20 protein-coding genes are annotated in these 23,335 nt (G+C 74.7%); 6 read left to right on the forward strand and 14 right to left on the reverse strand.

The window, feature by feature from the left end; genetic code table 11:
- Positions 1 to 101 precede the first annotated feature (101 nt).
- The 5 genes from GA0070622_RS28285 to GA0070622_RS28305 are packed head-to-tail and all read left to right on the forward strand — an operon-like array spanning position 102 to position 5,128.
- The gene (locus GA0070622_RS28285) at positions 102 to 944 is read left to right on the forward strand and encodes a hypothetical protein (protein WP_091581589.1); all 843 of its coding nucleotides are present in this window, start codon (positions 102 to 104) and stop codon (positions 942 to 944) included.
- Positions 941 to 1,555 (forward strand): DUF4129 domain-containing protein, encoded by a 615-nt coding sequence (locus GA0070622_RS28290; protein WP_091581593.1) that lies wholly within the window; start codon positions 941 to 943, stop codon positions 1,553 to 1,555. Before GA0070622_RS28285 ends, GA0070622_RS28290 begins: the two co-directional genes overlap by 4 nt.
- The gene (locus tag GA0070622_RS28295) at positions 1,552 to 2,835 is read left to right on the forward strand and encodes a DUF4350 domain-containing protein (protein WP_091581597.1); all 1,284 of its coding nucleotides are present in this window, start codon (positions 1,552 to 1,554) and stop codon (positions 2,833 to 2,835) included. Before GA0070622_RS28290 ends, GA0070622_RS28295 begins: the two co-directional genes overlap by 4 nt.
- The gene (locus GA0070622_RS28300; RefSeq protein WP_091581603.1) at positions 2,832 to 3,821 is read left to right on the forward strand and encodes an AAA family ATPase; all 990 of its coding nucleotides are present in this window, start codon (positions 2,832 to 2,834) and stop codon (positions 3,819 to 3,821) included. The genes GA0070622_RS28295 and GA0070622_RS28300 overlap by 4 nt, the downstream gene beginning before the upstream one ends.
- On the forward strand, positions 3,818 to 5,128 hold the full coding sequence (locus GA0070622_RS28305) for a DUF58 domain-containing protein (protein ID WP_091581606.1): 1,311 nt from the start codon (positions 3,818 to 3,820) through the stop codon (positions 5,126 to 5,128). The genes GA0070622_RS28300 and GA0070622_RS28305 overlap by 4 nt, the downstream gene beginning before the upstream one ends.
- Here the strand turns inward: GA0070622_RS28305 and GA0070622_RS28310 are convergent.
- On the reverse strand, positions 5,106 to 6,059 hold the full coding sequence (locus tag GA0070622_RS28310; RefSeq protein WP_091581611.1) for a stage II sporulation protein M: 954 nt from the start codon (positions 6,057 to 6,059) through the stop codon (positions 5,106 to 5,108). The genes GA0070622_RS28305 and GA0070622_RS28310 overlap by 23 nt on opposite strands.
- Positions 6,060 to 6,082: 23 nt before the next feature.
- Here GA0070622_RS28310 and GA0070622_RS28315 point away from each other — a divergent pair, with 23 nt between their 5' ends.
- Positions 6,083 to 7,030: an RDD family protein gene (locus tag GA0070622_RS28315; protein WP_091581614.1), complete on the forward strand. Its 948-nt coding sequence runs from the start codon at positions 6,083 to 6,085 to the stop codon at positions 7,028 to 7,030.
- Positions 7,031 to 7,036: 6 nt separating this feature from the next.
- On the opposite strand, the gene efeB is transcribed toward GA0070622_RS28315, so the two are convergent.
- The 13 genes from efeB to GA0070622_RS28380 all read right to left on the reverse strand — a co-directional run bounded on the left by efeB (position 7,037) and on the right by GA0070622_RS28380 (position 23,332).
- The gene (gene efeB / locus GA0070622_RS28320) at positions 7,037 to 8,359 is read right to left on the reverse strand and encodes an iron uptake transporter deferrochelatase/peroxidase subunit (protein ID WP_091581618.1); all 1,323 of its coding nucleotides are present in this window, start codon (positions 8,357 to 8,359) and stop codon (positions 7,037 to 7,039) included.
- The gene (efeO, locus tag GA0070622_RS28325) at positions 8,356 to 9,486 is read right to left on the reverse strand and encodes an iron uptake system protein EfeO (protein ID WP_091581622.1); all 1,131 of its coding nucleotides are present in this window, start codon (positions 9,484 to 9,486) and stop codon (positions 8,356 to 8,358) included. Before efeO ends, efeB begins: the two co-directional genes overlap by 4 nt.
- A gap of 30 nt (positions 9,487 to 9,516) precedes the next feature.
- Entirely contained in the window at positions 9,517 to 10,464 is a 948-nt protein-coding gene (gene efeU / locus GA0070622_RS28330) for an iron uptake transporter permease EfeU (RefSeq protein ID WP_091581625.1), read from the reverse strand.
- A 204-nt stretch (positions 10,465 to 10,668) separates the two neighbouring features.
- Positions 10,669 to 12,168 carry an adenosylhomocysteinase gene (ahcY, locus tag GA0070622_RS28335; RefSeq protein ID WP_091581628.1) on the reverse strand — a complete coding sequence of 500 codons (1,500 nt, stop codon included), beginning with the start codon at positions 12,166 to 12,168 and terminating at the stop codon, positions 10,669 to 10,671.
- Positions 12,169 to 12,453: 285 nt separating this feature from the next.
- Positions 12,454 to 13,611: a mannose-6-phosphate isomerase, class I gene (gene manA, locus GA0070622_RS28340; RefSeq protein WP_091581632.1), complete on the reverse strand. Its 1,158-nt coding sequence runs from the start codon at positions 13,609 to 13,611 to the stop codon at positions 12,454 to 12,456.
- Between the two features lie 3 nt (positions 13,612 to 13,614).
- Positions 13,615 to 14,634 (reverse strand): cation diffusion facilitator family transporter, encoded by a 1,020-nt coding sequence (locus GA0070622_RS28345; protein ID WP_091581637.1) that lies wholly within the window; start codon positions 14,632 to 14,634, stop codon positions 13,615 to 13,617.
- A gap of 28 nt (positions 14,635 to 14,662) precedes the next feature.
- The gene (locus GA0070622_RS28350) at positions 14,663 to 15,859 is read right to left on the reverse strand and encodes an SIS domain-containing protein (protein WP_091581640.1); all 1,197 of its coding nucleotides are present in this window, start codon (positions 15,857 to 15,859) and stop codon (positions 14,663 to 14,665) included.
- The gene (locus tag GA0070622_RS28355; protein ID WP_091581643.1) at positions 15,856 to 16,059 is read right to left on the reverse strand and encodes a Trm112 family protein; all 204 of its coding nucleotides are present in this window, start codon (positions 16,057 to 16,059) and stop codon (positions 15,856 to 15,858) included. Before GA0070622_RS28355 ends, GA0070622_RS28350 begins: the two co-directional genes overlap by 4 nt.
- 182 nt (positions 16,060 to 16,241) lie before the next feature.
- Positions 16,242 to 17,234, reverse strand: a complete 993-nt coding sequence (locus tag GA0070622_RS28360) for a hypothetical protein (RefSeq protein ID WP_091584162.1) — start codon at positions 17,232 to 17,234, stop codon at positions 16,242 to 16,244.
- 113 nt (positions 17,235 to 17,347) lie between these two features.
- The gene (gene nfi / locus GA0070622_RS28365) at positions 17,348 to 18,031 is read right to left on the reverse strand and encodes a deoxyribonuclease V (protein ID WP_091584165.1); all 684 of its coding nucleotides are present in this window, start codon (positions 18,029 to 18,031) and stop codon (positions 17,348 to 17,350) included.
- A gap of 43 nt (positions 18,032 to 18,074) precedes the next feature.
- Entirely contained in the window at positions 18,075 to 18,527 is a 453-nt protein-coding gene (locus GA0070622_RS28370; protein WP_091581646.1) for a DinB family protein, read from the reverse strand.
- Between the two features lie 57 nt (positions 18,528 to 18,584).
- Positions 18,585 to 19,031 (reverse strand): hypothetical protein, encoded by a 447-nt coding sequence (locus GA0070622_RS28375; protein WP_091581650.1) that lies wholly within the window; start codon positions 19,029 to 19,031, stop codon positions 18,585 to 18,587.
- Positions 19,028 to 23,332: a toxin glutamine deamidase domain-containing protein gene (locus GA0070622_RS28380; protein WP_245666982.1), complete on the reverse strand. Its 4,305-nt coding sequence runs from the start codon at positions 23,330 to 23,332 to the stop codon at positions 19,028 to 19,030. Before GA0070622_RS28380 ends, GA0070622_RS28375 begins: the two co-directional genes overlap by 4 nt.
- Positions 23,333 to 23,335 lie beyond the last annotated feature (3 nt).

Here is a 23,335-nt window from a genome sequence, read left to right on the forward strand (position 1 = left end):
CCGCGGCGGACGGGTCAACCGGATGCCGACCCGTCGTGCAACCATGATCCCCCGGGCGCCGCGTCGCCCGCCACCTCTACCCTGCCCGCCCAGGAGTACGCGTGCCCGACGCCGGCCCGATCGCGGTGCTCCCGCGCCGCCCGCTGACCGTCGGCGAGCTGCTCGACGCCGCCGTGCTGCTGCTGCGCGACCAGGCCCGGGTGCTGCTCCCGCTCGCCGTGGCGCTGGCCCTGGCCGAGCAGGCCCTGCTGTACCCGCTGCGGACGCTGGCCGACGTCCACCCGCCCGGCTGGTGGCCCACCGACCAGCAACGCTTCGGCTGGTACTGGCTGCTGCTCGCGGTCGGCGCCGGCACCGAGGCGGCGATCGTCGCGCTGCTGGGCAATCCGGCCGCGCGCGGCGGGGCGGCCGCGCTGCTGGGCCGTCGCCCCGGCCCGGCCGAGGTGCTCCGCGCGGCCCGTCCGGGCGCGACCCTGCTGGCGGCGGCCGCGGTCGGGCTCGCCGTCGGCACCGCCGGGCTGGCCGGACCGGCCTGGTTCGTGGCGTACGGGCTGCTCGGTCTGGTCGTGCCGGCGCTGGTGCTGGACGGGGTGCCGGCGCACCGGGCGGCGGGGCGGGCGGTCCGGCTGGCCGGGCGCCTCGGCGGTCGCGCCGCCGGCATCCGGTTGCTCGGCTACCTCGGCTGGTGGCTGGTCCGCGTCGGCATCGGGCTGGGCGTCCCGTACGGGCTCGGTCTGCTGGGCCTGTTCGACGTGTCGGCGTGGGCGCTGCCGCTGGCCGTGGCCGCCCAGGTCGCGGTGAACGCGCTCGCCTACCCGGCGCTGGCCTGCCTGGACGCGGTGCTGCACCTGGAGACCCGGATGCGCACCGAGGGGCTGGACATCCGGCTCTCCCGGGCGCCGGCCGGCGTACCCGAGCCCGTGCTGCTGGCGGCACCGCGGTGAGCCGGTGGTGGACCGAGGCGGTCGCCGCGCTCGGTGACGTCGTCGCCCTGCCGCTGGTCGTGCTGATCCTGCTGGCCGCCGCGCTGGCGACGGCGCTGGCCTGGTACTACTTCCCGACGTGGGTGCCCCGCCGGCTGCCCCGGCCGGCAGTGCCCCGGTTCCGGCTGCCCCGGCTGCGGTGGCGGCTGCGGCTGCCCCGACTCCGCCGAGTCCGCCCGCGCCGCCGCGCCCGCCGCCGGCCGGACCTGCCGGCGGCGCGCGTGCCCGCCCCCCGGGCCGCGCCACCCGCGCCGGCCGCCGACGCCGGGCTGGCGGACCGGCTGGCCGCCGAGGGCCGGTACGCCGAGGCGGTCCGGGAACGGCTGCGGGAGATGGTCCGGCTCCTGGTCTCCCGACGGCTGGTGGAGCCACGGGCCGGGCTGACCGTCATCGAGCTGACCGAGGCCGCGGCCCGGGTCCGGCCGACGGTCCGGCCCACCCTGCACGCCGCCGGCACGATCTTCTCCGACCTCTGGTACGCCCAGCGCCCGGCCACCGCCACCCACGACCACCGGATGCGCGACCTCGCCGCGGACCTGCGCCGCGAGCTGACCGGCGAGGAGGAGCGGTGACCGACACCCGGGCCCCGGAACGCCCCACCGCCCCGCCACGCCGGCGGCACCGCCTCCTCGTCCCGCTCGGGCTGGCCGTCCTGCTGATCGTCGCCACCCTGGTGCTGCACGCGGTGGACCAGCCCGACCCGGACGAGCGCGGCTTCCTCTCCCCCGTCGCCACCGGCGACGACGGCGGCAGCCGGCTCGCCGAGGCGCTGCGCGCGCAGGGGGTGCCGGTGCGCCGGGAGACCGACGTCGAGGCCGCGCTGCGCACCGCCCGCGCGGCGCCCGGCACGCTGTTCGTGCCCGCCCCGGACCTGGTCCACCCGGACACGCTCGCCGGCCTGACCGCGCTGCCCCCCGGCAGCCGGCTGGTGCTGGTCGATCCGTCCCGCCGGGTCCTGGTCGAACTGCACGCCCCGGCCGAGCCGACCACCCGCCGCTGGGCCACCCGCGCGGTGCCGCCGGACGGCGGCGACGACACCTGCCGGCTGCCCGAGGCGATCCGCGCCGGCACCGCCGCCGTCGACCACCAGCGGTACGCGGGCCCGGACTCCGCCGACCGCTGCTACGGCGGCGCGCTCCTCCGGATCCCCAGCGGCACCGAGGTGGTGCTGGTGGGGGCCAGTGACCCGTTCCGCAACGATCGGATCGCCGAGTGGGGCAACGAGGACCTCGCCACCGGTCTGCTCGGCGGCGGCCGCCCGCTGGTCTGGCTGGACCTGCCCGGCCCGGCGCCCGCGCCGACCCGGTCCCGCGTACCCGGGGAGCGCGAGACCGGCGCGCCGCCGACCGGTAGCGGCCCCGAGCGGACCGAGCGCCCCGACCGGGCCGACCCGCCGCATCGCGACAACCCGCTCTGGGGTGCCTTCCCGCAGTGGTTCTGGGCGATCCTGGTGCAGCTCGCCGTGGCCGGGCTGCTGGTGGTGCTCTGGCGGGCCCGCCGGCTCGGCCCGCCGGTGGCGGAGCCGCTGCCGGTGACCGTCCGGTCCGCCGAGACCGTGCGCGGCCGGGCCCGGCTCTACCGCCGGGCGGGCGCGCGCGACACCGTCGCCGGGACGCTGCGCCGGGCCGCCCTGGACCGGATCCTGCCCCGGCTCAACCTGCCGCCCGACACGCCGGACGACGAGGTGGCGGCCCGGATCGCCACCGCCGTCGGCGGCGACCCCGAGCACATGACCGACCTGCTGTACGGCCCCGAGCCGGGCGACGACCGGGAGCTGCTGGCGCTGAGCCGCGACCTGGACACGCTCACCCGTACCCTGGCCCCGCATCCGAGCGAAGGAGAACCCCGGTGACCGGACCCGTCATCGCCGCCGCGTCGCCCACCGCCCCGTCCGAGGCGCGGGCCGCCCTGCACCGGCTGCGCGCCGAGGTGGCCAAGGCCGTCGTCGGCCAGGACGCCGTGGTCACCGGCCTGGTGATCGCGCTGCTGTGCCGGGGGCACGTGCTGCTGGAGGGCGTGCCGGGCGTGGCCAAGACGCTGCTGGTGCGCACCCTGGCCACCGCGCTCGACCTGGACTCCAAGCGGGTGCAGTTCACCCCCGACCTGATGCCCGGCGACGTCACCGGCTCGCTGATCTTCGACCCGCGTACCGCCGCGTTCACGTTCCGGGAGGGGCCGGTCTTCACCAACCTGCTCCTCGCCGACGAGATCAACCGCACCCCGCCCAAGACGCAGTCGGCGCTGCTGGAGGTGATGGAGGAGCGGCAGGTCTCGGTCGAGGGCGGGCGCCGCCCGCTGCCCGAGCCGTTCATCGTGGCGGCGACCCAGAACCCGGTCGAGTACGAGGGCACCTACCCGCTGCCCGAGGCGCAGCTCGACCGTTTCCTGCTCAAGCTGACCGTGCCGCTGCCCGAACGCGACGAGGAACTGGGCGTGCTGCGCGCGCACCACGCCGGCTTCGACCCGCGCGACCTGCGTGCGGCCGGCGTACGCCCGGTGGCCGGCGCGGCCGACCTGGCCGCCGCCCGGGCGGAGGCGCACGCGGTGCACGTGGCCGAGCCGGTGCTCGGCTACATCGTGGACCTCTGCCGCGCCACCCGGGTCGCCCCGGCCCTGGAGCTGGGCGCCTCGCCCCGGGGCGCCACCGCGCTGCTCGCCACCGCGAAGGCGTGGTCCTGGCTGGCCGGACGGGACCACGTCACGCCGGACGACGTGAAGGCGGTGGCCCGGCCCACCCTGCGGCACCGGCTGCGCCCGCGCCCGGAGGTGGAGCTGGAGGGCGTCACCGTGGACGCCGTGCTGGACTCGGTGCTGGCCACCGTGCCGACCCCGCGATGACCTGGCGGGCGGGTCTGCTGCTCGCCGCGGGCGCGGCGACGCTGCCGGTCTGGCCGGCCCCGTTCCTCGGCGTCGCCGTGCTGACCGCGGCGGTGCTGCTGCTGGTCGCCGTCGACCGGCTCCTCGCGGCCCCGCCGCACGCGCTCACCGTGACCCGCGCCGGCGACCGGACCGTCCGGCTCGGCGGCACCGCCACGGTCACCCTGCACCTGACCAACCCCACCGACGCGACGTTGCACGCCCAGGTACGCGACGCGTGGGTGCCCTCCGCCGGGGCGCGGCCCGAGCTGTCCCCGGGCCGGGTGCTCACCGTCGCGCCGGGCGCCACGGCCACGTTGCCGGTCCGCCTCACCCCGACGCGGCGCGGCGACCGGCCGGCGGTGGCGCTGACCGTACGCTCACTCGGGCCGATGCGCCTGGGCTTCCGGCAGCGTGCCGAACGTCCCGCCACGCCACCGTGGACGCTGCGGGTGCTGCCCCGGTTCGACTCCCGCAAGCACCTGCCGGAGAAGCTGGCCCGGCTCCGGATCATCGACGGCGTCCAGGTGACCCGGGGGCGCGGGCACGGCACCGAGTTCGACACCCTGCGCGAGTACGCCGTCGGCGACGACGTGCGGTCGATCGACTGGCGGGCCAGCGCCCGCCGCGCCGACGTGCTCGTCCGCACCTGGCGACCGGAGCGCGACCGGCGGCTGGTCTGCGTGCTGGACACCGGTCGCACGTCGGCGGTCCGGCTCGGCGACGAGCCCCGGCTGGACACCGCGATCGACGCGGCGCTGCTGCTGACCGCGCTGGCCGCCCGGGCCGGCGACCGGGTGGACCTGCTCGCCGTGGACACCGCGGTGCGCGCCCGGGTGACCGGCAGCGGCCGACCGGCGCTGCTCCCCCGGCTGGTCGAGGCGATGGCGCCGCTCCAGCCGGCGCTGGTCGAGACCGACTTCGAGCTGATCGCCGCGGAGGTGCTGCGCCGGGAACGGCAGCGCAGCCTGGTGGTGCTCTTCACCGCGCTGGACGCGGGGGCGCTGCGGGAGGGACTGCTCCCGGTGCTGCCCCGGCTGGCCGCCCGGCACCGGGTGGTGCTGGCCGCCACCCACGACCCGGTGCTGACCGGGCTCACCACGGCCACCCCGACCGGCCCGGACGACCCGTACACGGCCGCTGCGGCCTGGCGCGCGCTCGCCGAACGGGACCGGGTGCGCGCCGCCCTGTCCCGGCACGGGGTGACCGTGGTGGACGTGGCCGCCGACCGGCTCGCCCCCAGCGTCGCCGACACCTACCTGCGACTCAAGTCCCTCGGCCAGCTCTGACCGCCCGCCGGCCCAGCACCAGCGCGTACGCCAGGAACGCCGCCCACACCGCGGCGCCGACCGCCACCCGGACCGGCATCGGCAGCGGCGCCGGGGTGACGAACGCCTCCAGCAGCGCGGACACGGCGAAGAGCCCGACCAGCCCGGCGGCGACCACGATGGCGGCCCGGCCCGCCTCGGCGACCGCCCGGCCGCGCCCGAGGTGCGCGGGCGGGGCGATCCAGGCCCAGGCGGTCCGCAGCCCGACCCCGGCGGCGACGTAGATGCCGGTCAGCTCCAGCAACCCGTGCGGCGTGATCATCCCGAAGAAGACGTCCGCCCGGCCGTAGGAGACCATCACACCGCCCACCACGCCGATGTTCAGCGCGTTCTGCCACAGCAGCCAGAACACCGGCACCACCAGCACGCCGGCGGCCAGGCACTGGGCGGCCAGCCAGGCGTTGTGCGTCCACAGGTGGAACGCGAACGTCGGCGCGGCGAACTCGGTGTAGTAGCCGGCGAAGCCGGAGTCGACGAGCTGCCGGGCCGACTCGGCGCCGACGAACGCGGCGGCGGTGTCCGGGTGGCCGGCGACGAACCAGATGAGGAAGACGGTCAGCGCGCTGAACCCGGTGGCGACGCCGCACCACCAGGGCCAGGCCCGGTAGAGCGCGGCCGGCAGGTCGGCCAGCAGGAACCGGCGCAGCGCCGCCCAGGAGGGCCGGGGGCGGCCGGTGATCCGGGCGCGGGCCGCGAGGACCAGGTGGGACAGGCGCCCCACCAGCGCCGGCTCGGGGGCCCGGCTGCGCACCGCGGAGAGGTGGGTGGCGGTGCGCTGGTAGAGCCCGACCAGCTCGTCGACCTCGGCGGCGTCCAGGCGACGTCGGCCGGTCAACTGCTCCAGCCGCCGCCACTCGGCGCCGTGCTCCGCCACGTACGCGTCGAGATCCACTCGTCCTCCCCCGTGAGGCGTCCATGGTGTTCACTGTCGGGGTGCGCGCGCAACCTCCCCCACCGCCCCGGTGGGCCGACGCCGGTCTGGTCAGCGGCGAGGCGGTGGAGCTGGACGTCCGGGTGGCCCGGCTGGGCTCGCGGGTGCTCGCCCTGCTGATCGACCTGGTCGTCCAGGTCGGCCTCGCGCTGGTGCTCGGTGCGGCGCTGTCGCTGCTGGTGCTCACCCTCCCCCGGGACGTGGTGGACGCCGCCCTGGCCGGCGGGCTCCAGGTCGTGCTCGTGGTGCTGGTGCTGGTCGGCTACCCGGTGGTGATGGAGCGGTTCGTCGGCGGCCGGACGGTGGGCAAGCTGGCGGTGGGCCTGCGGGTGGTCCGCGCCGACGGCGGCCCGGTCGGGGTGGGACAGTCGCTGACCCGGGCCCTGGTGGGGGTCGCGGTGGAGTGGCCCGGCCTGGTGCTGCCGTTGCTGAGCTGGGCGGCGAGCGTGACGGTGATGCTCACCGACCCGCGTGGCCGGCGACTGGGTGACCTGGTGGCCGGCACGCTGGTGGTGCACACCCGGGCCACCGGGGTGTGGCGGCCGTTGCCGCCGGCCGCGCCGCCGCTGGTCGGCTGGGCGGGCACGCTCGACCTGACCCGGGTGGACGACACGCTGGCGCTGGCCGTCCGGCAGTACCTGGACCGGCTGCACCAGCTCGCCGCGCCGGACCGGGTCCGGCTGGGCCGGGAACTGTGGGCGGAGGTCGCCGGGGTGACGTCGCCGCCGCCGCCGTGGGCCGCGCCGGAGTGGGCGTACCTGACCGCCGTGCTGGCCGAGCGGGCGCGCCGGGCCGCGTACCGGCTGGGTCGCGCCCGCGCGGTGACCGCGACGCTCTGGCCGGAGCTGGCCCCGGCGCCGGCCACGCCACCCCCGGCCGCACTGCGGCGCGCCGCCCCGGAACCCGCCGGGCCCGGTCCGGTACGCCGCTGAGCCGGCTCAGGAGAACAGCGCGCGCCCCCACCAGTCGGCCGCGTCGCGCACGCCCGGCGGGCAGGCGAACAGGCCGCTGGAGACGTGCCGCAGGTATTCGTTCATCGCGTCGTTGCGGGCCAGCCGGGTCTGGATCGGCACGAACTGCTTGCGCGGGTCCCGCTGGTAGGCGATGAAGAACAGCCCGGCGTCGAGCCGGCCCAGCCCGTCGGAGCCGTCCACGAAGTTGTAGCCGCGCCGCAGCAGCCGGGCGCCGTCGTTCTGGTCCGGGTGGGCGAGCCGCACGTGGGCGTTCTCCGCGATGACCGGTTGACCGTCGTCGCCCTTCGCGGCGAAGTCCGGCTCGTCGAACTCGTCGCGCCTGCCCAGCGGCGCGCCGCTGCCCTTGGTCCGGCCGGTGATCATCTCCTGCTCGGCCAGCGGGCTGCGGTCCCAGGTCTCGATCAGCATCCGGATCTTGCGGGTGACCAGGTAGGACCCGCCGGCCATCCAGTCCGGGCCGTCGCCGGGCTGCACCCAGAGCTGCTCGCGCAGCAGGCCGGCGTCCTCGGCCTTGAGGTTGGCGGTGCCGTCCTTGAACCCGAACAGGTTGCGCGGCGTCGCCTGGTCGCGTGAGGTCGACGAGGTACGCCCGAAGCCGAGCTGCGACCAGCGGACGCTGACCACGCCCATGCCGATTCGGGCCAGGTTGCGGATGGCGTGCACCGCCACCTGCGGATCGTTGGCACAGGCCTGGACGCAGATGTCGCCGCCGGACAGCTCCGGCTTGAGCGCGTCGCCGGCGAAGTGCGGCAGCTCGGCCAGCGCGGCGGGCCGCCGGTCGGCGATGCCGAACCGGTCCCGGCCCTGGGCGTCCCGGAACAGTGACGCGCCGAAACCGACGGTGACGGTCAGCTGGGACGGGGGCAACCCGAGCGCCTCGCCGGTGTCGTCGGGCGGGGCCTCCGGCATGCCGCCGACGGCGCCGATCAGCCCGGCGTCCTTGCCGGCGGTCATCCGGGCCGCGGCGGCGGTCCACTCCTGGAGCATCGCGACCAACCGGTCCCGGTCCTTGGTGACCACGTCGAACGCGACGAAGTGCAGCCGGTCCTGCGCCGGGGTGGTGATCCCGGCCTGGTGCTCGCCCTGGAACGGGACCGCCCCGGCGGCCGTCTCGGTGGCCGACGCCCGGTCGCCACCGGCGAGCAGCGCGCCGGCGCCGGCGGCCGCACCGGCGACGCCGGCCACCCCGACACCGGCCAGGGTCATCGCCCGTCGACGGGAGACCCCCCGAGCGGCCTGCTGGCTGTTCGGCTCGCGCGTCGCGTCGCCACCGGTCGGCGTGGTCATCGGGCGACGGCCGCCGCGACCTTGCTGACCGGCTCGGCCAGCGCGTTGATGCTGTCCGACAGCTCCTTCAGCTCCGCCTTGCTGAGCTGGGTGTGCAGCTTCCACCCGTCGCCGGCGCGGTGCTTGCCGAGCGCCGCCTCGACGTTGGCGAACTCGCTGTCGAGCTGCTTGACCAGGTCGGGCGCGCGCTGCTCCAGGGCGGGGCGGAGCGCGGCGACGGCCGCCTTCGAGCCCTCCAGGTTGGCGTTGAAGTCCCAGAGGTCGGTGTGCGAGTAGCGCTCCTCCTCGCCGGTGATCTTGCCGCTGGCGACCTCGTCGAGGAGGGCCTTGGCGCCGTTGGCGAGCTGGAGCGGGGTGAGCTTCTCGGCGTTGGCCTTGGCCACGATCGCCTTGACGTCGACCAGGAGCTGGTCGGCGATCGGGCCGTCCTTGCTCACGTCACCGCTGGTCCAGAGGTCCTTCTCGATCCGGTGGAAGCCGGTGAACTCCATACCCTCCTCGACGACCTCCTCGCGGCCGTCGATCTTCGGGTCGAGGTCGCCGAAGCTCTCCGCCACCGGTTCGATCCGCTCCCAGTAGGTGCGGGCCACCGGGTAGAGCGCCTTCGCCTTCGCCACGTCGTTGGCCTTGACCGCGGCCACGAACTCCTCGGTCTTCGTCAGCAGCGCGGCGGTCTGGCTCTGCACGTAGCGCTGGTAGCTGGCGGTGGCCTGGGTCAGCGCGGCGTCGGGGGCGACGCTCGCGGCGGTGCCGCTGACCTTCAGCGCGCCCCGGATGCCCCGGCCGCTCATGCCCGGCTTGCAGGCGGTCTCGTACGTGCCGGCGGGCAGTTCGACCCGCAGCTCGCGGCTGAGCCCCGGCGCGATGTTCTCCACCTCGCCCATGACCCGGTCACCCGCGGCGTAGACGTAGAACTCGTTGACCTTGGAGCCGGTGTTGGTCACCTTGAACGTCACCTGGCCGGCGTCGATCTCCGTGCTGCCGACCTCGCAGGCGGTGTCGGTGGCCTTGACCGCGATCGGCCCACCGGCCGTGGCGTCGGTGTCGTCACCGCCGCCGCAGCCGGCCAGTCCGGCGACGGCGAGCAGCCCGGCAGCGGCGGGCGCGACGAATCGAGTGGTACGCATCGGTGCGGGGTCTCCTCGGAAACGGGCCGGTCAGGCGCGCGGGGACGGAACGGCGGCGTCGGCCGGCGCGGGCTCGGCCGGGGTCGCGGCGGGCTCGGCCGGCTGGGCCGGCTCGACGGGCTGAGCCGGCTGGGTGGGCCGCACGGGCTGGGCGGCCGGCTTCGGCGGCTGGGTGGGCTTGCGCAGGAAGAGCACGAGGACCGGCACGGCGTACGCCACCCAGGCGACCAGTTCCAGCACGGTCGGCGCGGCGGTGATGTTGAACATGCCGGCGAGCAGCGCGCCGTACCAGGCGTTCGGGTCCAGCGTGGCGGAGATGTCGAAGGCCTGGTTGTTCAGGCCGGGCAGCACGCCGGCCTCCTGGAAGTCGTGCACGCCGTACTTGAGGATGCCGGCGGCGACCAGGATCAGCAGCGCGCCGGTCCAGGTGAAGAACCGGCTCAGGTTGATCTTCAGGGCGCTGCGGTAGAGCCCGAAGCCGATCACCACGGCGGTGACGATGCCGCCGATCAGGGCGAGCAGCGAGCCCGCGCCGGTGCCGCCGGCCACGCTCTCGGCGGCGGCGTAGAAGATCAGCGCGGTCTCCAGCCCTTCCCGAACCACCGCGAGGAACGCCATGCCGGCCACCGCCAGCGATCCGACGGCCAGCGCCTCGGTCAGCTTGCCGCGCAGCTCACCGGCGATCGAGCGGGCGGCCTTGCGCATCCAGAAGATCATCCAGGTCACGAAGACCACGGCCGCGACGGAGGTGACCGCCTCGAAGAACTCCCGCGACTCGGAGGTGCGCAGCAGCGAGGTGGAGGTGTACTGGATCAGCGAGCCGAAGACGACGGAGAGCGCCACGGCCGCGCCGACACCGGCCCAGACCTGGGGCAGACGGTCACGCCGCTGCGACTTCACCAGGAAGGCGACCAGGATGCTGACCACCAGGGTCGCTTCCAGGCCCTCCCGCAGGCCGATCAGGTACGTGGCGAACATCGGTTACTCCGTAGTCGGTCAGGCATGCCTCAGTTAACTTAGGGCAGCCATACCTTGCTCCTGATCCAGGGGTGGCGTCAAGTTGTTCAGGGCAACGTCACCCTGGTCGACCGATGCCCGACACCCGCCGGACCACCCGCGTACGCGAAAGGGACCGGGGCGGCCGCGCGGCGGCCGACCCCGGTCCCCTCCGGAAAGTGGGACTCAGTAGCGGTAGTGGTCCGACTTGAACGGGCCCTCCGGCGAGACGCCCAGGTAGGAGGCCTGCTCCTTGGTGAGCGTGGTCAGCTTGGCGCCGAGCGCGTCCAGGTGCAGCCGGGCGACCTTCTCGTCCAGGTGCTTGGGGAGCACGTAGACACCGATCGGGTATTCGTCGGTCTTGGTGAACAGCTCGATCTGGGCGATCGTCTGGTTGGCGAACGAGTTCGACATCACGAAGCTCGGGTGGCCGGTGGCGTTGCCCAGGTTCAGCAGGCGGCCCTCGGAGAGCACGATGATCGAGTGGCCGTCGTCGAAGCGCCACACGTCGACCTGCGGCTTGATGTTCTCCCGGGTGACGTCGCTGCGCTTCGCCAGGCCGGCCATGTCGATCTCGTTGTCGAAGTGGCCGATGTTGCCGACGATGGCCTGGTGCTTCATCCGGGCCATGTGCTCGTTGGTGATGACGTCGAAGCAACCGGTCGCGGTGATGAAGATGTCCGCCTGCTCGACCACGTCGTCCAGCGTGGCGACCTGGTAGCCGTCCATCGCCGCCTGGAGCGCGCAGATCGGGTCGACCTCGGTCACCACGACGCGGGCGCCCTGGCCGCGCAGCGACTCGGCACAGCCCTTGCCCACGTCGCCGTAGCCCATGACCACGGCCATCTTGCCGCCGATCAGCACGTCGGTGGCGCGGTTGATGCCGTCGATGAGCGAGTGGCGGCAGCCGTACTTGTTGTCGAACTTGCTCTTGGTCACCGAGTCGTTGACGTTGATCGCCGGGAAGAGCAGCGTGCCGGCGCGGTGCATCTCGTAGAGCCGGTGCACGCCGGTGGTGGTCTCCTCGGTGACGCCCTTGATGCCGGCCGCGATCCGGGTCCAGCGCTGGTTGTCCTCGCCGAGCGAGCGGTGCAGCAGCTCGAGGATGACCGCGTACTCCTCGGAGTCGGCGGACTCGACCGGCGGCACGACGCCGGCCTTCTCGAACTCGGCGCCCTTGTGGACGAGCAGGGTGGCGTCGCCACCGTCGTCGAGGATCATGTTGGGGCCCTGCCCGTCCGGCCAGGCGAGCACCTGCTCGGTGCACCACCAGTATTCCGGCAGGGACTCGCCCTTCCAGGCGTAGACCGGGACGCCGGCCGGCGCCTCGGGGGTGCCCTCGGGGCCGACCACGATCGCCGCTGCGGCGTGGTCCTGGGTGGAGAAGATGTTGCAGGACGCCCACCGGACCTGCGCGCCGAGCGCGACCAGGGTCTCGATCAGGACGGCGGTCTGGACGGTCATGTGCAGCGAGCCGGTGATGCGGGCGCCGGCGAGCGGCTGGGCCTCGGCGAACTCGCGCCGGATCGCCATCAGGCCGGGCATCTCGTGCTCCGCGAGCCGGATCTCCTTACGCCCGAACGCGGCGAGCGACAGATCCGCCACCTTGTAGTCGCCCTCGGCGAGGGTGCTCGGCCGGGCGCCGGACGACGAGCCGCTGGTGGCCGCCGGAAGGGTGCTGGTCATGGAAGCTCCTGTCGAAGGAAGTGCTGCGCAGCCTTCCACCTTACGCGCGTGGGCCCGCTCACCCGGTGCCGGTTGGCGCACGGGGACGGCGGGCGGGCGGCGGACAGCGCACGGGGCGGTCGGTCGTGAGCGGACTTTCCGCCCACGGCCCGGCCGCCCCGTGCATCCCCCCGGTTTGGTTCCCCGCGCGTCCCCGGACCTTCGTCGCGACAACGCTGCGTACCCATAGAGTCACACTGAGCAACCGCCCCGTCAAGCGTTTCGGGAAAGTCGGACTTGCTCCAGTCAGCGCAGGCCGCAGGTGGCCACGAACGCCTCGCCGTCCCCGCCGAGCGCCAACTGGCCGCCCGCGGCCGTACCGACCGCCGCCTGGCCCGCGCCGAGCGTCACCACACCGACCCCGTCGTCCACGGTCAGCTTGCCGGACCGGCAGAGCACCACCCGGGGGCCGGGCAGCGTCAGTCGCACCCCCGGCGACCCGACGGCCACCTCCACCCGGTGCAGAGCGAAATCCTCCACCGGCACCGGCCAGGTCAGCACGCCGGGCGCCACCGGCTCCGGCCGCACCACCGGGTCGGCCAGCACCTCGAACCGCAGCACCCGCACCAACTCGTCCACGTCGACCCGCTTCGGGGTCAGCCCTCCGCGCAGCACGTTGTCGCTGGCCGCCATGATCTCCACACCGGTGCCGCGCAGGTAGGCGTGCAGGTTGCCGGCCGGCATCCAGATCGCCTGGCCCGGCGCCAGCCGGACGTGGTGCAGCAGCAACGCCACCACCACGCCCGGGTCGGCCGGATAGCCGACGGCCAGCGCCCGCACCAGCGCCGCGTCCGGCGAGGTCGAGCCGGCGGCCGCCGCCGACACGGCCGCCACCAGCCCGGCGCGCTCCGCGTCCGGCCAGCTCAGCAGCGCGCGTACGGCCTCCCGCAGGCCCGCCGGCCCGGTGCGCAGCGCGGCCACCACCGGCTCCAGCGCGGGTACGCCGAACGCGGCGATCGCCGCCGCCGACTCGGCCGGGTCACGGAAGCCGCAGAGCGCGTCGAACTCCGAGAGCGCGACCAGCAGCTCCGGCTTGTGGTAGGGGTCGACGTAGTTGACCCGCCCCACGTCCGCCGCGTGCCCGGCCCGCGCCTGCTCGGCGTCCGGATGGGCCTGCAGGCTCAGCGGCGCGTCCGCGGCCAGCACCTTCAGCAGGAACGGCAGCCGGGTGCCGAACCGGCCGACCAGCCGCTCGCCGAGCCAGTGCCCCGGCTCGGCGACCAGCAGCTCGGTCAGGCTGACCGGACGGCCGTCCCGGTCCACCGTGGCCGGGGCGCCCGGGTGGGCGCCCAGCCACAGCTCGGCCTCCGGCCCGTCGCTCGGCACCGGTCGCCCCTGCAACGCGGCGATCGCGGTCCGCGAGCCCCAGGCGTAGTCCCGGATCCGCCCCTGCAACAACTCCATCGGTCAGCTCCCGGAACGCCCGGCCACCTCGTCGGCCGCCGGCGCGTCGGTGGTCGCGGCCTCCGGCACGGCCGTGTCGGCCGCCTGCCCGGTGCCCGCCCGCTCCGCGGCCGCGCTGTAGATGTCCGGCTCCAGGTAGATCACCCGGGCGATCGGCACCTCGCGACGGATCCGCGCCTCGACCGCGTTGATGCCCCGGGCCAGCTCCTCGGCGCTCTCGCAGGCCGGCACGGCGATCTTGGCGGCCACCATCAGCTCCTCCGGGCCGAGGTAGAGCGTCTTCATGTGGATGATCCGCTCGACCTCGGGGCCACTGGTGACGGCCTGCTCGATCTTGGCCAGCTCGCCGCGCTCCGCGCCCTCACCGAGCAGCAGGCTCTTGGTCTCGATCGCCAGCGTGATCGCGATGATCACCAGCAGCACACCGATCATCGCGGTGCCGGCGGCGTCCCACATGCCGTCGCCGGTGATCAACGTCATGCCGACGCCGAACAGCGCGAAGACCAGACCGACCAGGGCGCCGAAGTCCTCCAGCAGCACCACCGGCAGCTCCGGGGCCTTGGCCCGGCGGATGAACCGGACCCAGGTCTGCTTGCCCCGCACCAGGTTGGACTCCTTGATCGCGGTGCGGAAGGAGAAGCCCTCCATGACGATCGCGGCCAGCAGCACCACCACCGGCACCCACTGCCACTCCGTGATCGCGTGCGGGTCGGAGGCCTTGTGGTAGGCCTCGTAGAGCGCGAACAGGCCACCGAGGCTGAACAGCACGATCGCCACGATGAACGCATAGATGTAGCGCTCCCGGCCGTAGCCGAACGGATGCTGCGGCGTCGCCTCCCGCTTGGCCCGCCGACCGCCGATCAGCAGCAGTCCCTGGTTGCCGGAGTCGGCCACCGAGTGGATCGACTCGGCCAGCATCGACGACGAGCCGGTCAGCAGGAACGCGATGAACTTGGTGACGGCGATGCCGAGGTTCGCCGCCAGGGCGGCGACGATCGCCTTCGTGCCCCCGTTTGCGCTCATTCCCCGCCTCGCTCGATGCCGCACGTGCTCACTGGTTTGCCAGCTCCTTCATTTCCGTGACGGCCGGTACGGCCATCGGGTCCAGCCCGTGTGCCAGGGCGAGGTAGATCGAGGCGAAGTCGGGGACCGCGACCAGCGAGGCGAGCCGCTCCAGGGCGGAGCCGCCCTCGGCGGTGACCACGTCGCAGCGCACCCCGCGCCGCTCGGCGAGCGTCTGCACCGCGTCCGCGCGGCGCTCCTCCACCGCCAGCGGCTCGTCTGTGTCGTCGTCGGCGTTGAGCCCGCCGTCGCGCAGCAGCACCAACCGCAGCCGGGTGCCGTCGGGGTCGTCGTCGCCCGGGTCGGCGAAGATGTCCCGCTCGCCCTCGGCCAGCCCACCGAAGACACCGTCGAGCAGGCCCACCCGACCTCGGCCGGCCTCGCCCAGCGCGCCGGTGACCACCGGATAGCGGGCGTTGGCGGACAGCGTGTCACCGAACCGGCGGGCGGCCACGGTGGCCAGCGGGGACGAGCCCCAGACGATCGGGATCGACCCGGACAGGCCCAGCGCCAGCGACTTCGCCGGGTTGACGAAGGACTCGGCGGTCGGCCGGCACCGGTCGGCGTCGGCGTCCAACCGGGCCGCCGTCTCGGCCAGGTCCGCCTCGTTGACCTTCACGAGCCCGAGCGTACGGGCGGCGAGCAGGACCGGCACGGTGAGCGCCCAGAGGCTGGCCCGGGCCGGGGCGCGCCGGGGCACCGGGATGAACGGCGCCCGGGCCCGCTCGGCCACCGACTGGAGTTGCGAGTCCGGCGCGCCGACGGCGACCAGCCGGGCCCCGCGCCGGTGCGCCGCCTCGGCCGCGCCCAACGCCTCGGGGCTGCGGCCGGACGCGCTCACCGCGATGACCACGTCCGCCGCGCCCACCCAGCCGGGCACGCCGGCGCTGCGGTGCGGAATGACCGGCACCGGGCAGCGCGGACCGGCCACGGTCGCCAGCACGTCCCCGGTGCGCCCGGCGGTGCCGATGCCGGCGATGACCACCGCGCGGGGGCGGCCGTCGTCGGCGAGCACGGACAGGTTCGCCTCGGCCGCCAGCGCCGCCGACTCCCGCACCTGGGCGCCCGCCGAGGCGGTGAACCGCAGCATCCCGCCCGGATCGCGCTCGGACAGCAGCGCCGGATCGTCCAGCAGGGCCTCGTCCGCGTGCCGGTGCCCGCTGACCCCGGCCGTACCCTCCATCACCGCGACGACCCGCCACGCGCGTCGTCGGCGGGACCGCCGCGCGCCTCGTCCAGGAGCAGCACCGGGACGTCGTCGCGCACCTCGAAGACGCGGCCGCACTCGGTGCAGGTGAGCGTCTGCGCCTGCGCGTCGTAGTCGAGCGGGGCGTGGTGCGTGTCCGGGCAGGCGAGGATCTCGAGCAACTGCGGGTCCAGGGCCACGGCGCGGCTCCTTCCACGTATGTGGTCTCACCGGTCGGCGGTGCCGTCCGGCGCACGCGATCTTATCGGCGAACCGGCCCCGGCACCGGGCCCCGTTCGGCACCCGGCGACCGGCCCCGCGACCGGGTCACGCCGCCATCACTCTTCGTCACGGTAACCCCGGGGACCCGTCGGGTTCCGGCTCAGTCCGGCATGCGGGGCAACACGCTGGTGGCGTCCGCGCCCCCGGGGGCCGGCGGGGCGGGGGCGGGGGCCACGTCCCCGGCCGCCGGAGAGGTGGGGGCGGCAGCCGTCGGCGCCCCGTACACGTTGCCGGTCGGCCGGGGCGGCGTGGCTCCGCCGTACACCGTCGGGGCGGGCCCCGGCGTCCCGGAGCGGTAGGTGGTGCTGCTGCGCGGCAGTGGAACCGGCGGATGGTCGGCCGCCGGCACGGCGTCCGAACGGTCCGCGCGGCTGCGCCGCACCAGCAGGACGATCAGCGCGGCGCCGACGAGCACCAGCCCGATGCCGAACCACATGATCATGGAACCTCCGAAGGACGAGTCGTCGGCCGCGGCGGCGGGGTCGACGGCGGCAACGACCGGCGACGTGCTCGCCGTCTCGGCCGGAGTGGTCACTGCCGCGCTGGGCGTGGGGGTCGGCGAGGGCTTGCGGGAAGGGCTCGCGCTCGGCGTGGGCTGCGCACCCACCAGCCGGGCCGACCGGCCGGCCCGGCCGAGCACCTGGCCGTTCGCCGCGCTCGCCTCCCCGGCCAGCTCCAGCCGCCCACCGACGGCGCCGTCCGCGAAGGCCACCCGGTAACGCACCGTGGCGCCCTTGCCCTTGCACAGCGGCCGGTCGACCGCCGCCACCTGGGCGGTGGCGACCGCGCCCCCGCCGCCGGAGACCGGCACCGGCGTCCACCGGCGACCGACCGCCACCTCCACCCGGACCTGGTCCGCGCGCAGGCCCTCGACCCGCAACCCGAGCGCGGTACGCAGCAGGACGCAGCCCTCGGTCCGCTTCCGCACCTCGATCGCCACCACGCCCGGTGACCCACCGGCGGTGAAGCTGGCCGCCGAGCGCAGCCCCACCCGGTCACCCTCCGCCAGGGCCGGGGAAGCCGGGGCGGCCACCAGGCCACCCAGCAACGCGCCGACCGTGGCCCAGCGCGCCGCGTGCCGCCTCACCGACATCTCCACCTCACCGTTTCCGTCCCGGACGGGATCCGCCGGTGAGGTTACTACCCGGCCACCCGGGCACCCGCCCATCGAGCGCTCCACATGTGTGCCGCGACACGCCGCCACGGTCAGCCCCGGTCGCCACCCGCCGCGAGCGCTCGGCGGCAGAGCTGGTCCGCCGTCCGGGTCGTCTCCGGAAGCCGGTACCGGGGCGTCAGGGCCATTACCCGTTCCACCGCGTTCTCCAACCCCATCCGGTGCCCGACGCTGACGAAGACCGGCCTGGTCCCGTCCCGCGTCCGCAGCACCCGTCCGACCTCCTCGTCGCGGTCGCGCAGCGGCGACCACTCCCCCCGCCGCGGCCCTGGCCCGGTCCAGGTGCCGACCAGCGAGGTCTTCCCGACCCCGATCGCCGGCAACCCGGTCACCAGACCCAGATGGCAGGCCAACCCGAACCGGCGCGGGTGCGCCACCCCGTGTCCGTCGCAGACCAGCAGCTCGGGGCGGACGGTGAGCCGGTCCAGCGCCGCCAGCAACGCCGGCATCTCGCGGAAGGCGAACAACCCCGGCACGTACGGGAACGCCGGCCGCCCCACGGCCACCGCCTCGTCCACCACGGCGAGGCTGGTCGCGTCCAGGACCGTGACGGCCGCCGCCAGCCGGTCGCCGCTGGTCGCGTACGCGACGTCCAGGCCGGCGACCGTCGCGGGCGCGGACGGGCCGGGCCCGACCAGGTCCACCCGGAACCGCAACTCCTCCTGTACGCGGCGCGCCTCCGCCTCGTCGGCCGGTGGCCGGTAGGGCACCGTCACGACCGCCGCGCCCCGGGCTCGGTCCACCGCGACGTCCGAGTCGTCACCGGACCCGACGCCCGTCGATCCGCTCACGGAGCAGGTCGGCGTGCCCGTTGTGCCGGGCGTACTCCCCGATCGCGTGCACCAACACCTCCCGCAACGTCACGATCCGGTCCCCCCGGTGACCCCTCACCTCCAGGTTCGGCGCGGCGGCCACGTACCGCTCGGCGAACGCAACCTCGGCCCGCCACGCCGCCCAGGCCTTTTCGACCACGGCCGGCTCGGCGATAGCGCCGGTGAAGGGCTCGTCCGGATCGCCGGTGGGCCAGATCCGCGCCACGTCCTTGCCGGCCAACGTGCGGCGGAACCAGTGCCGCTCCAGCTCGGCGAGGTGTCGGACCAGACCGAGCAGCGACATCGTCGACGGCGGCACCGACCGGCGGGCGAGCTGTTCCGGGGCGAGCCCGGCGCAGGCGAGTTCCAGGGTGAGGCGCTGGTGCTCCAGGTGGGTCATGAGCAGGCTCCGCTCCCCTTCAGGGGAACCGTCGGAGCGGGGGTGATCCGTCACGTCTCAGGGGTTGGTCGAGGCGATGGTCGGGTCGGCGCCCGGGTCACCGGCCCGCTGGAGTTGCTCCTCGAACATCACGAAGGTCCGCCGCCGGATGCCCTTGATCAGCGCCGCCTCTTCCGGCGTGTAGGCCCGGTTCTCGGCGATGGCCTGCTGGGCGATGGCAGCCACGGTCTCGTAGAGTGCGAAGACCGGGCCCTCGCCCCGGAGACTCAGCCCGCGCTCTTCTTCGACTCGTTGCACGAAGCGGTCGGCCGAACGCACGAAGATCTCCCCACCCGTGGCGAAGATGATTTCGTCGATGATGTCATTGGCGGGGCGCCAGCCGCCGGTGCCACGGTCCAGCCGCCAGGCAGCGAGTCCACCGTCAGCCGTCGGAACGATCTTGACGGGGTTGTCGTAGTAGTCGTAGTAGCCGGCAAGGCCGAGGCTGTTCGCCGCTTCCGTCATCTCTGCCCACCACTCATGCTCGACTGGAGGGCAGCCCAGAAGTGTTCGCGCTGCCGCTGAGCGATGCCCTTCCGGATCGCCGCCTCCTCGACGGAGAGGGTACGTCGCTCACTCCCGGACACCGCCTCCAGGTCACGCCACACCTCGAACAACGAATGCTCCCATTCCGCAACGTCGTCCATGGCTGCAAGGTGAAGTCGGAACTCGGCGATGTGCCCGGTTGAGGTTCGCAGCGAGAACTGGATGTCTCGATAGCCGCTGTCCTGGGGTTTGCGGAATCGATCCTCGAAGTCCGCTATCTGAACACGGGGATCGGTGCCCAGACTCGCCAAGCCTGCGTAGAGATCGTTCAGTGTCTGGTACGACACCCTGCCCGCGGCGAGGTCCCGGAGGCGGGCGGCATTTCCGCCGCTCCGCGCGATCTTGTCCTCGGCTCGTACACGGTCCTTGGGGCCGGGCCGCGGCTTGTACTCGGCCCCGTTCGCCGACCGCTCCGCCAACTCACGTCCCAACGAGTCCAGCTCGCCCTGCGCTATCGACGCCGCCCGATAGAGCTGATCCAGATACTGCTTCTGGTAACGCGAGTCGACAGAACGCGCTCTGTCGAAACCCGGTTGAAGGGCCACAGGGCGCTCAGCCTCGAATCGCTCGCTCACGCTGATCTGCGCCGGTGTCAGGGGCGTCGGTTCGATCGGAGGTGTGGGAGCCGCGGAGACGGCTTCGGCGCCACGCCCACGAATCTCATGCAGGACGTCGTCCAGGACGTCGATCGCCTTCTGGTGGCTTGCCAGGTGATGCAGCGTGACCGGACGCGCGGTCAGGGAATTGGCGAGTGTGGGCGTCGCGAGCATCATCCGGACCAGGTCGGGCCGCTCCGCGAGCTGCCGTACCAGCGTCTCGGCCAGCAACTCCTCCCGCCGCGGCGGCGCCTCCCAACTCTGGTCGAGCATCCGCTGCACGCGCGGGTCCGCGAACAGCCGCTTCAGGTCGGCGGCCGCGCTCTCCTCCAACCCCGGCACCAGCCGTCGTAGCGTCGGCCCGTCGGCGTGCTGGGCCAACTCCAACGGCGTCACCCCGACGGCGAACGCGTCGTCCAGGCTGCCGCTCGTCGCCAGCGCGTCCCGGACGTAGATCCCGGCGGCGAAGCGGGCCGCGTGTGCCTCCCGGTGCGCCCGACGGATGTCAGCCGGATCCGGCTCGACCGGTGGCGCGCTGCCGGGCGGCGAGGTGTCGGTCGAGCGGTGGAAGGTGGTGGACTCGCCGAGCAGGTGGACCCGGTTGAAGTCGGGTGGGTTCCCGCCGTCGGACGGCGGTGGGTCCGGCGGGCGTGGCGGCGCCGGCCGGGGCGAGGGCTCGGGCAGGACGTTGAAAGTGCCGGGCGGCCGGCCGGCGAGCGGCATCGGACGGCCGTCCGGGCCGAGCACCAGCGCGTCGACGCCGACCACGTTGCCGGCGAACGGCGTACCGCCGTGCCGGTAGAGCGGTTGGTCGGCCACCGCGCCCGTCTGCGGGTCCAGATAGAGGACTGTGCCGTTCTGGTTCAGCGCCACCCAGGCGTGCGAGCCGCCACCCTCGAAGCTGGTGATGAGGAACGCGTAGCTGCCGTGGCCCCCCGCCGCCAACTGCGCGTGCAGGTCCCGGTAGCCGCCCTCGACCAGCGTCCGCCGGGCCGCACCGGTGACGCCCGGCCGACCGGGCGCGGTCAGGTTCTGGAAGCGTCCGCCGGTCGTCTCCTCGACCCGCAACGGGCCGTCCACCTCGCCGCCCACCGGGCGGCGGACGTCTCCCGCCAGGTAGCCGTCGAACGTACGCGGAGCGGCGACCCGCGGCCGGGCGTGCATCCAGGTGTCGTAGAACGAGAGTGTGCAGTCGAGGCAGTTGATGCCCCGCGTGGCGTCCGCGCTCGGCCCGCCGTCGTTCGCCAACCGGAACCATCCGCCACGCCGGGGGTCGGCGGTGCGCACCACGCTGCCGTCCGGGTTGCGCGGCATCTGCCGTTCGAGGTCCGTCTGGTGCAGGGCGAGCGGGGGCCGGAGACCACCACGAATGCCGTAGGGGCGGGACTGGTCGACCGAAGGAGGATGGCGGTTGCCGGTGAGCGCGGAGTGGTCGGGCGTCTCCACCGCGCCGAGGGCCAGGTCGGCCACGTCGTCGTTGATCCGGTAGAAGTCGAGGTCGTCCTCGACCATCACCCGCTCCGGCAGGCGTTGGCCGGCGCGCACCGCCTCGGCCTCGTCGACCGCCCGGTAGTGCAGGCGTTCCCGCAGGCGGCCCTCCCGCACATGCTGATCGGCAAGGTGATGCTGACCAGCCAGGCGAAGCTCGTGTCCACGGGCCAGGAGCCAACGCGCCGCCTCGTAGTGCTGCTCGGCTAGGTCCCGCAACTCCTTGATCTGCGCGTGGCGCCTGTTCTCCTCGTGCAGGGTCCGCTGCGATTGCAGATAGCCCTGGTAACGCCGTCGGTCCAGACCCTCGCGGTCGGCCGCCACGCGCGCGGCCCGCTGCTGGGGAGTCTCGCGATGCGGGGGGTGCGCGTCGAACGGACCGGGGCCAGGCATCGGGGAATCAGCGGTGGGACGCGGTGGCGCCAACGACTCCAGCAACGGGAAGCGTGGATTCGGCACCGGCCGGGGATCCGGCCAGGCACCGGGCGTGGCCGGGTGCGGCCCGACCTGCGGGTGAACCGGTGGGGCCGGCAAGGAACCGGGGTGTGCGCCACCGACTCCCGGGCCCGGACGGTCCAGCGCCGACGGCGCGGCGGGGTGCGCGGCGTCAGCCGCCGGTGGCGGTGGCGGTAGCGGGGACAACGTCGTCGGCGCCGCCGCCGCGTGCACCGGCGCAGCGGGGGACGGACCACTCACGTCGACCGCCGCTGGAGGCGGGCCGGTTCGCAGCTCGGTCGCAGCGGTGACCGACGAGCCGGCGGCGGGCACCTCCACCGCGACCGAGGAGAGCGTCGGGCTCGTCGCGACGGCCGGGCGCGCCGAGTCGCTGGTCGGGACGCTCGGTGACGCGTGGTCGGCCGGATGAGACGGTGGCCGGGCGGTCATGTCCGGTGGCGGGCCCGCCGGTTCTGCCGACACGACCGCCTCGGCGTCCGCGACGGTCAGGGCCCGGGACGGCGCGGCATCGGCCAGGGGCGGCGTCACCGCCTCCGGGTTCGTCCGTTGGTGGCTGACCGCCTGATCGCCACCCCAGCCCGACGGGGACGGTTCGGGTGTCCGCTGGCTCGGCACCAGCCCCACCGGGTCGGGTGGCGGTGGCACGTCGAAGCCCACGGGTGGCGCCGTGAATCCGCCCAACTTCGCGTCGAGCCGGTGGTGCAGCGCGGTGTCGGCCTGCCCGGTGGCCGAGCCGGTCGCCCCGGAGGCGGCGGCGCGTGCCAGATCCTCCAAGGACGGCCCGTGGCCGGTGGCGAGGCCGGCGGCGGTCTCCGCGAGGCTCTCCCCGGCCATCTCCCGTCCGAAGCGCTCCCCGATCTCGGCGAACCGACCGCTGGCGTGCCGCCCCAGACCGGCCAGGGGCGCGGCGGCGCCGCCGGCGAAGCCGCCGAGCCCCGACGTGCCCACGTCGGCGAGGTCCAGGCCGTCGCGGCGGCCGGTGGAGTTCTGGTAGGCCTGGGTCGCGAGGCTGGTGCTCGCCTCCTGCCCTGCCTCCACGAGACCGCCGAGCGCCGCCCGCCGCGCGAGGCCCTTGGCGCCGCTCTTCGCGACCTCCTTGGCGGCCCGTTCACCCGCCTCCTTCAGGCCCTCCCGGACCGCCTTGCGGGCCAGATCGGCCACCAGTCGCCTGAAGATCTGCTGCACGGCCATCCGGGTGGCCGTGATCGCGGCACCGGCCGCCGGTGACGCGGCACCCGCGGTGAGGACGGTGACGACCGCAAGGGACAGCAGCTCCACGACCAGGATGCCCAGCTCGATCCAGGCTTCCAGCTTCGCGCCCTCGATGTCGCAGCCGCAGGAGTCGACCAGCCGACCCATCTCGTCGGTGGCCGACACCAGGACGTGCAGCGGGGCGTCCTCGCCCCCGGCCACCCGGTGCCAGGCCGTGTCGAACGCCTGCGCCACCAGGCCGACGCCGCCGTACCCGCTCTTCACCTCGCCGGCGGCGGTGGTGGCGTCGTCACGCGGCCCGGCCAGGACGCCGGCCACGCCGTACCACTGGTCGGCCAGGTCCCAGACGGCACGCTCGTCGCCCTCCGGCCATTCGACGCCGACCACCCAGTCGAGCGCCTCGTAGATCCAGCCGGGCAGGTCCCAGGGGCAGTAGTCGAGCGGGTGCGGGATCGGGCTGGGCAGCATGCT

Source organism: Micromonospora sediminicola, assembly GCF_900089585.1.
In the GTDB taxonomy this organism is placed as follows: domain Bacteria; phylum Actinomycetota; class Actinomycetes; order Mycobacteriales; family Micromonosporaceae; genus Micromonospora; species Micromonospora sediminicola.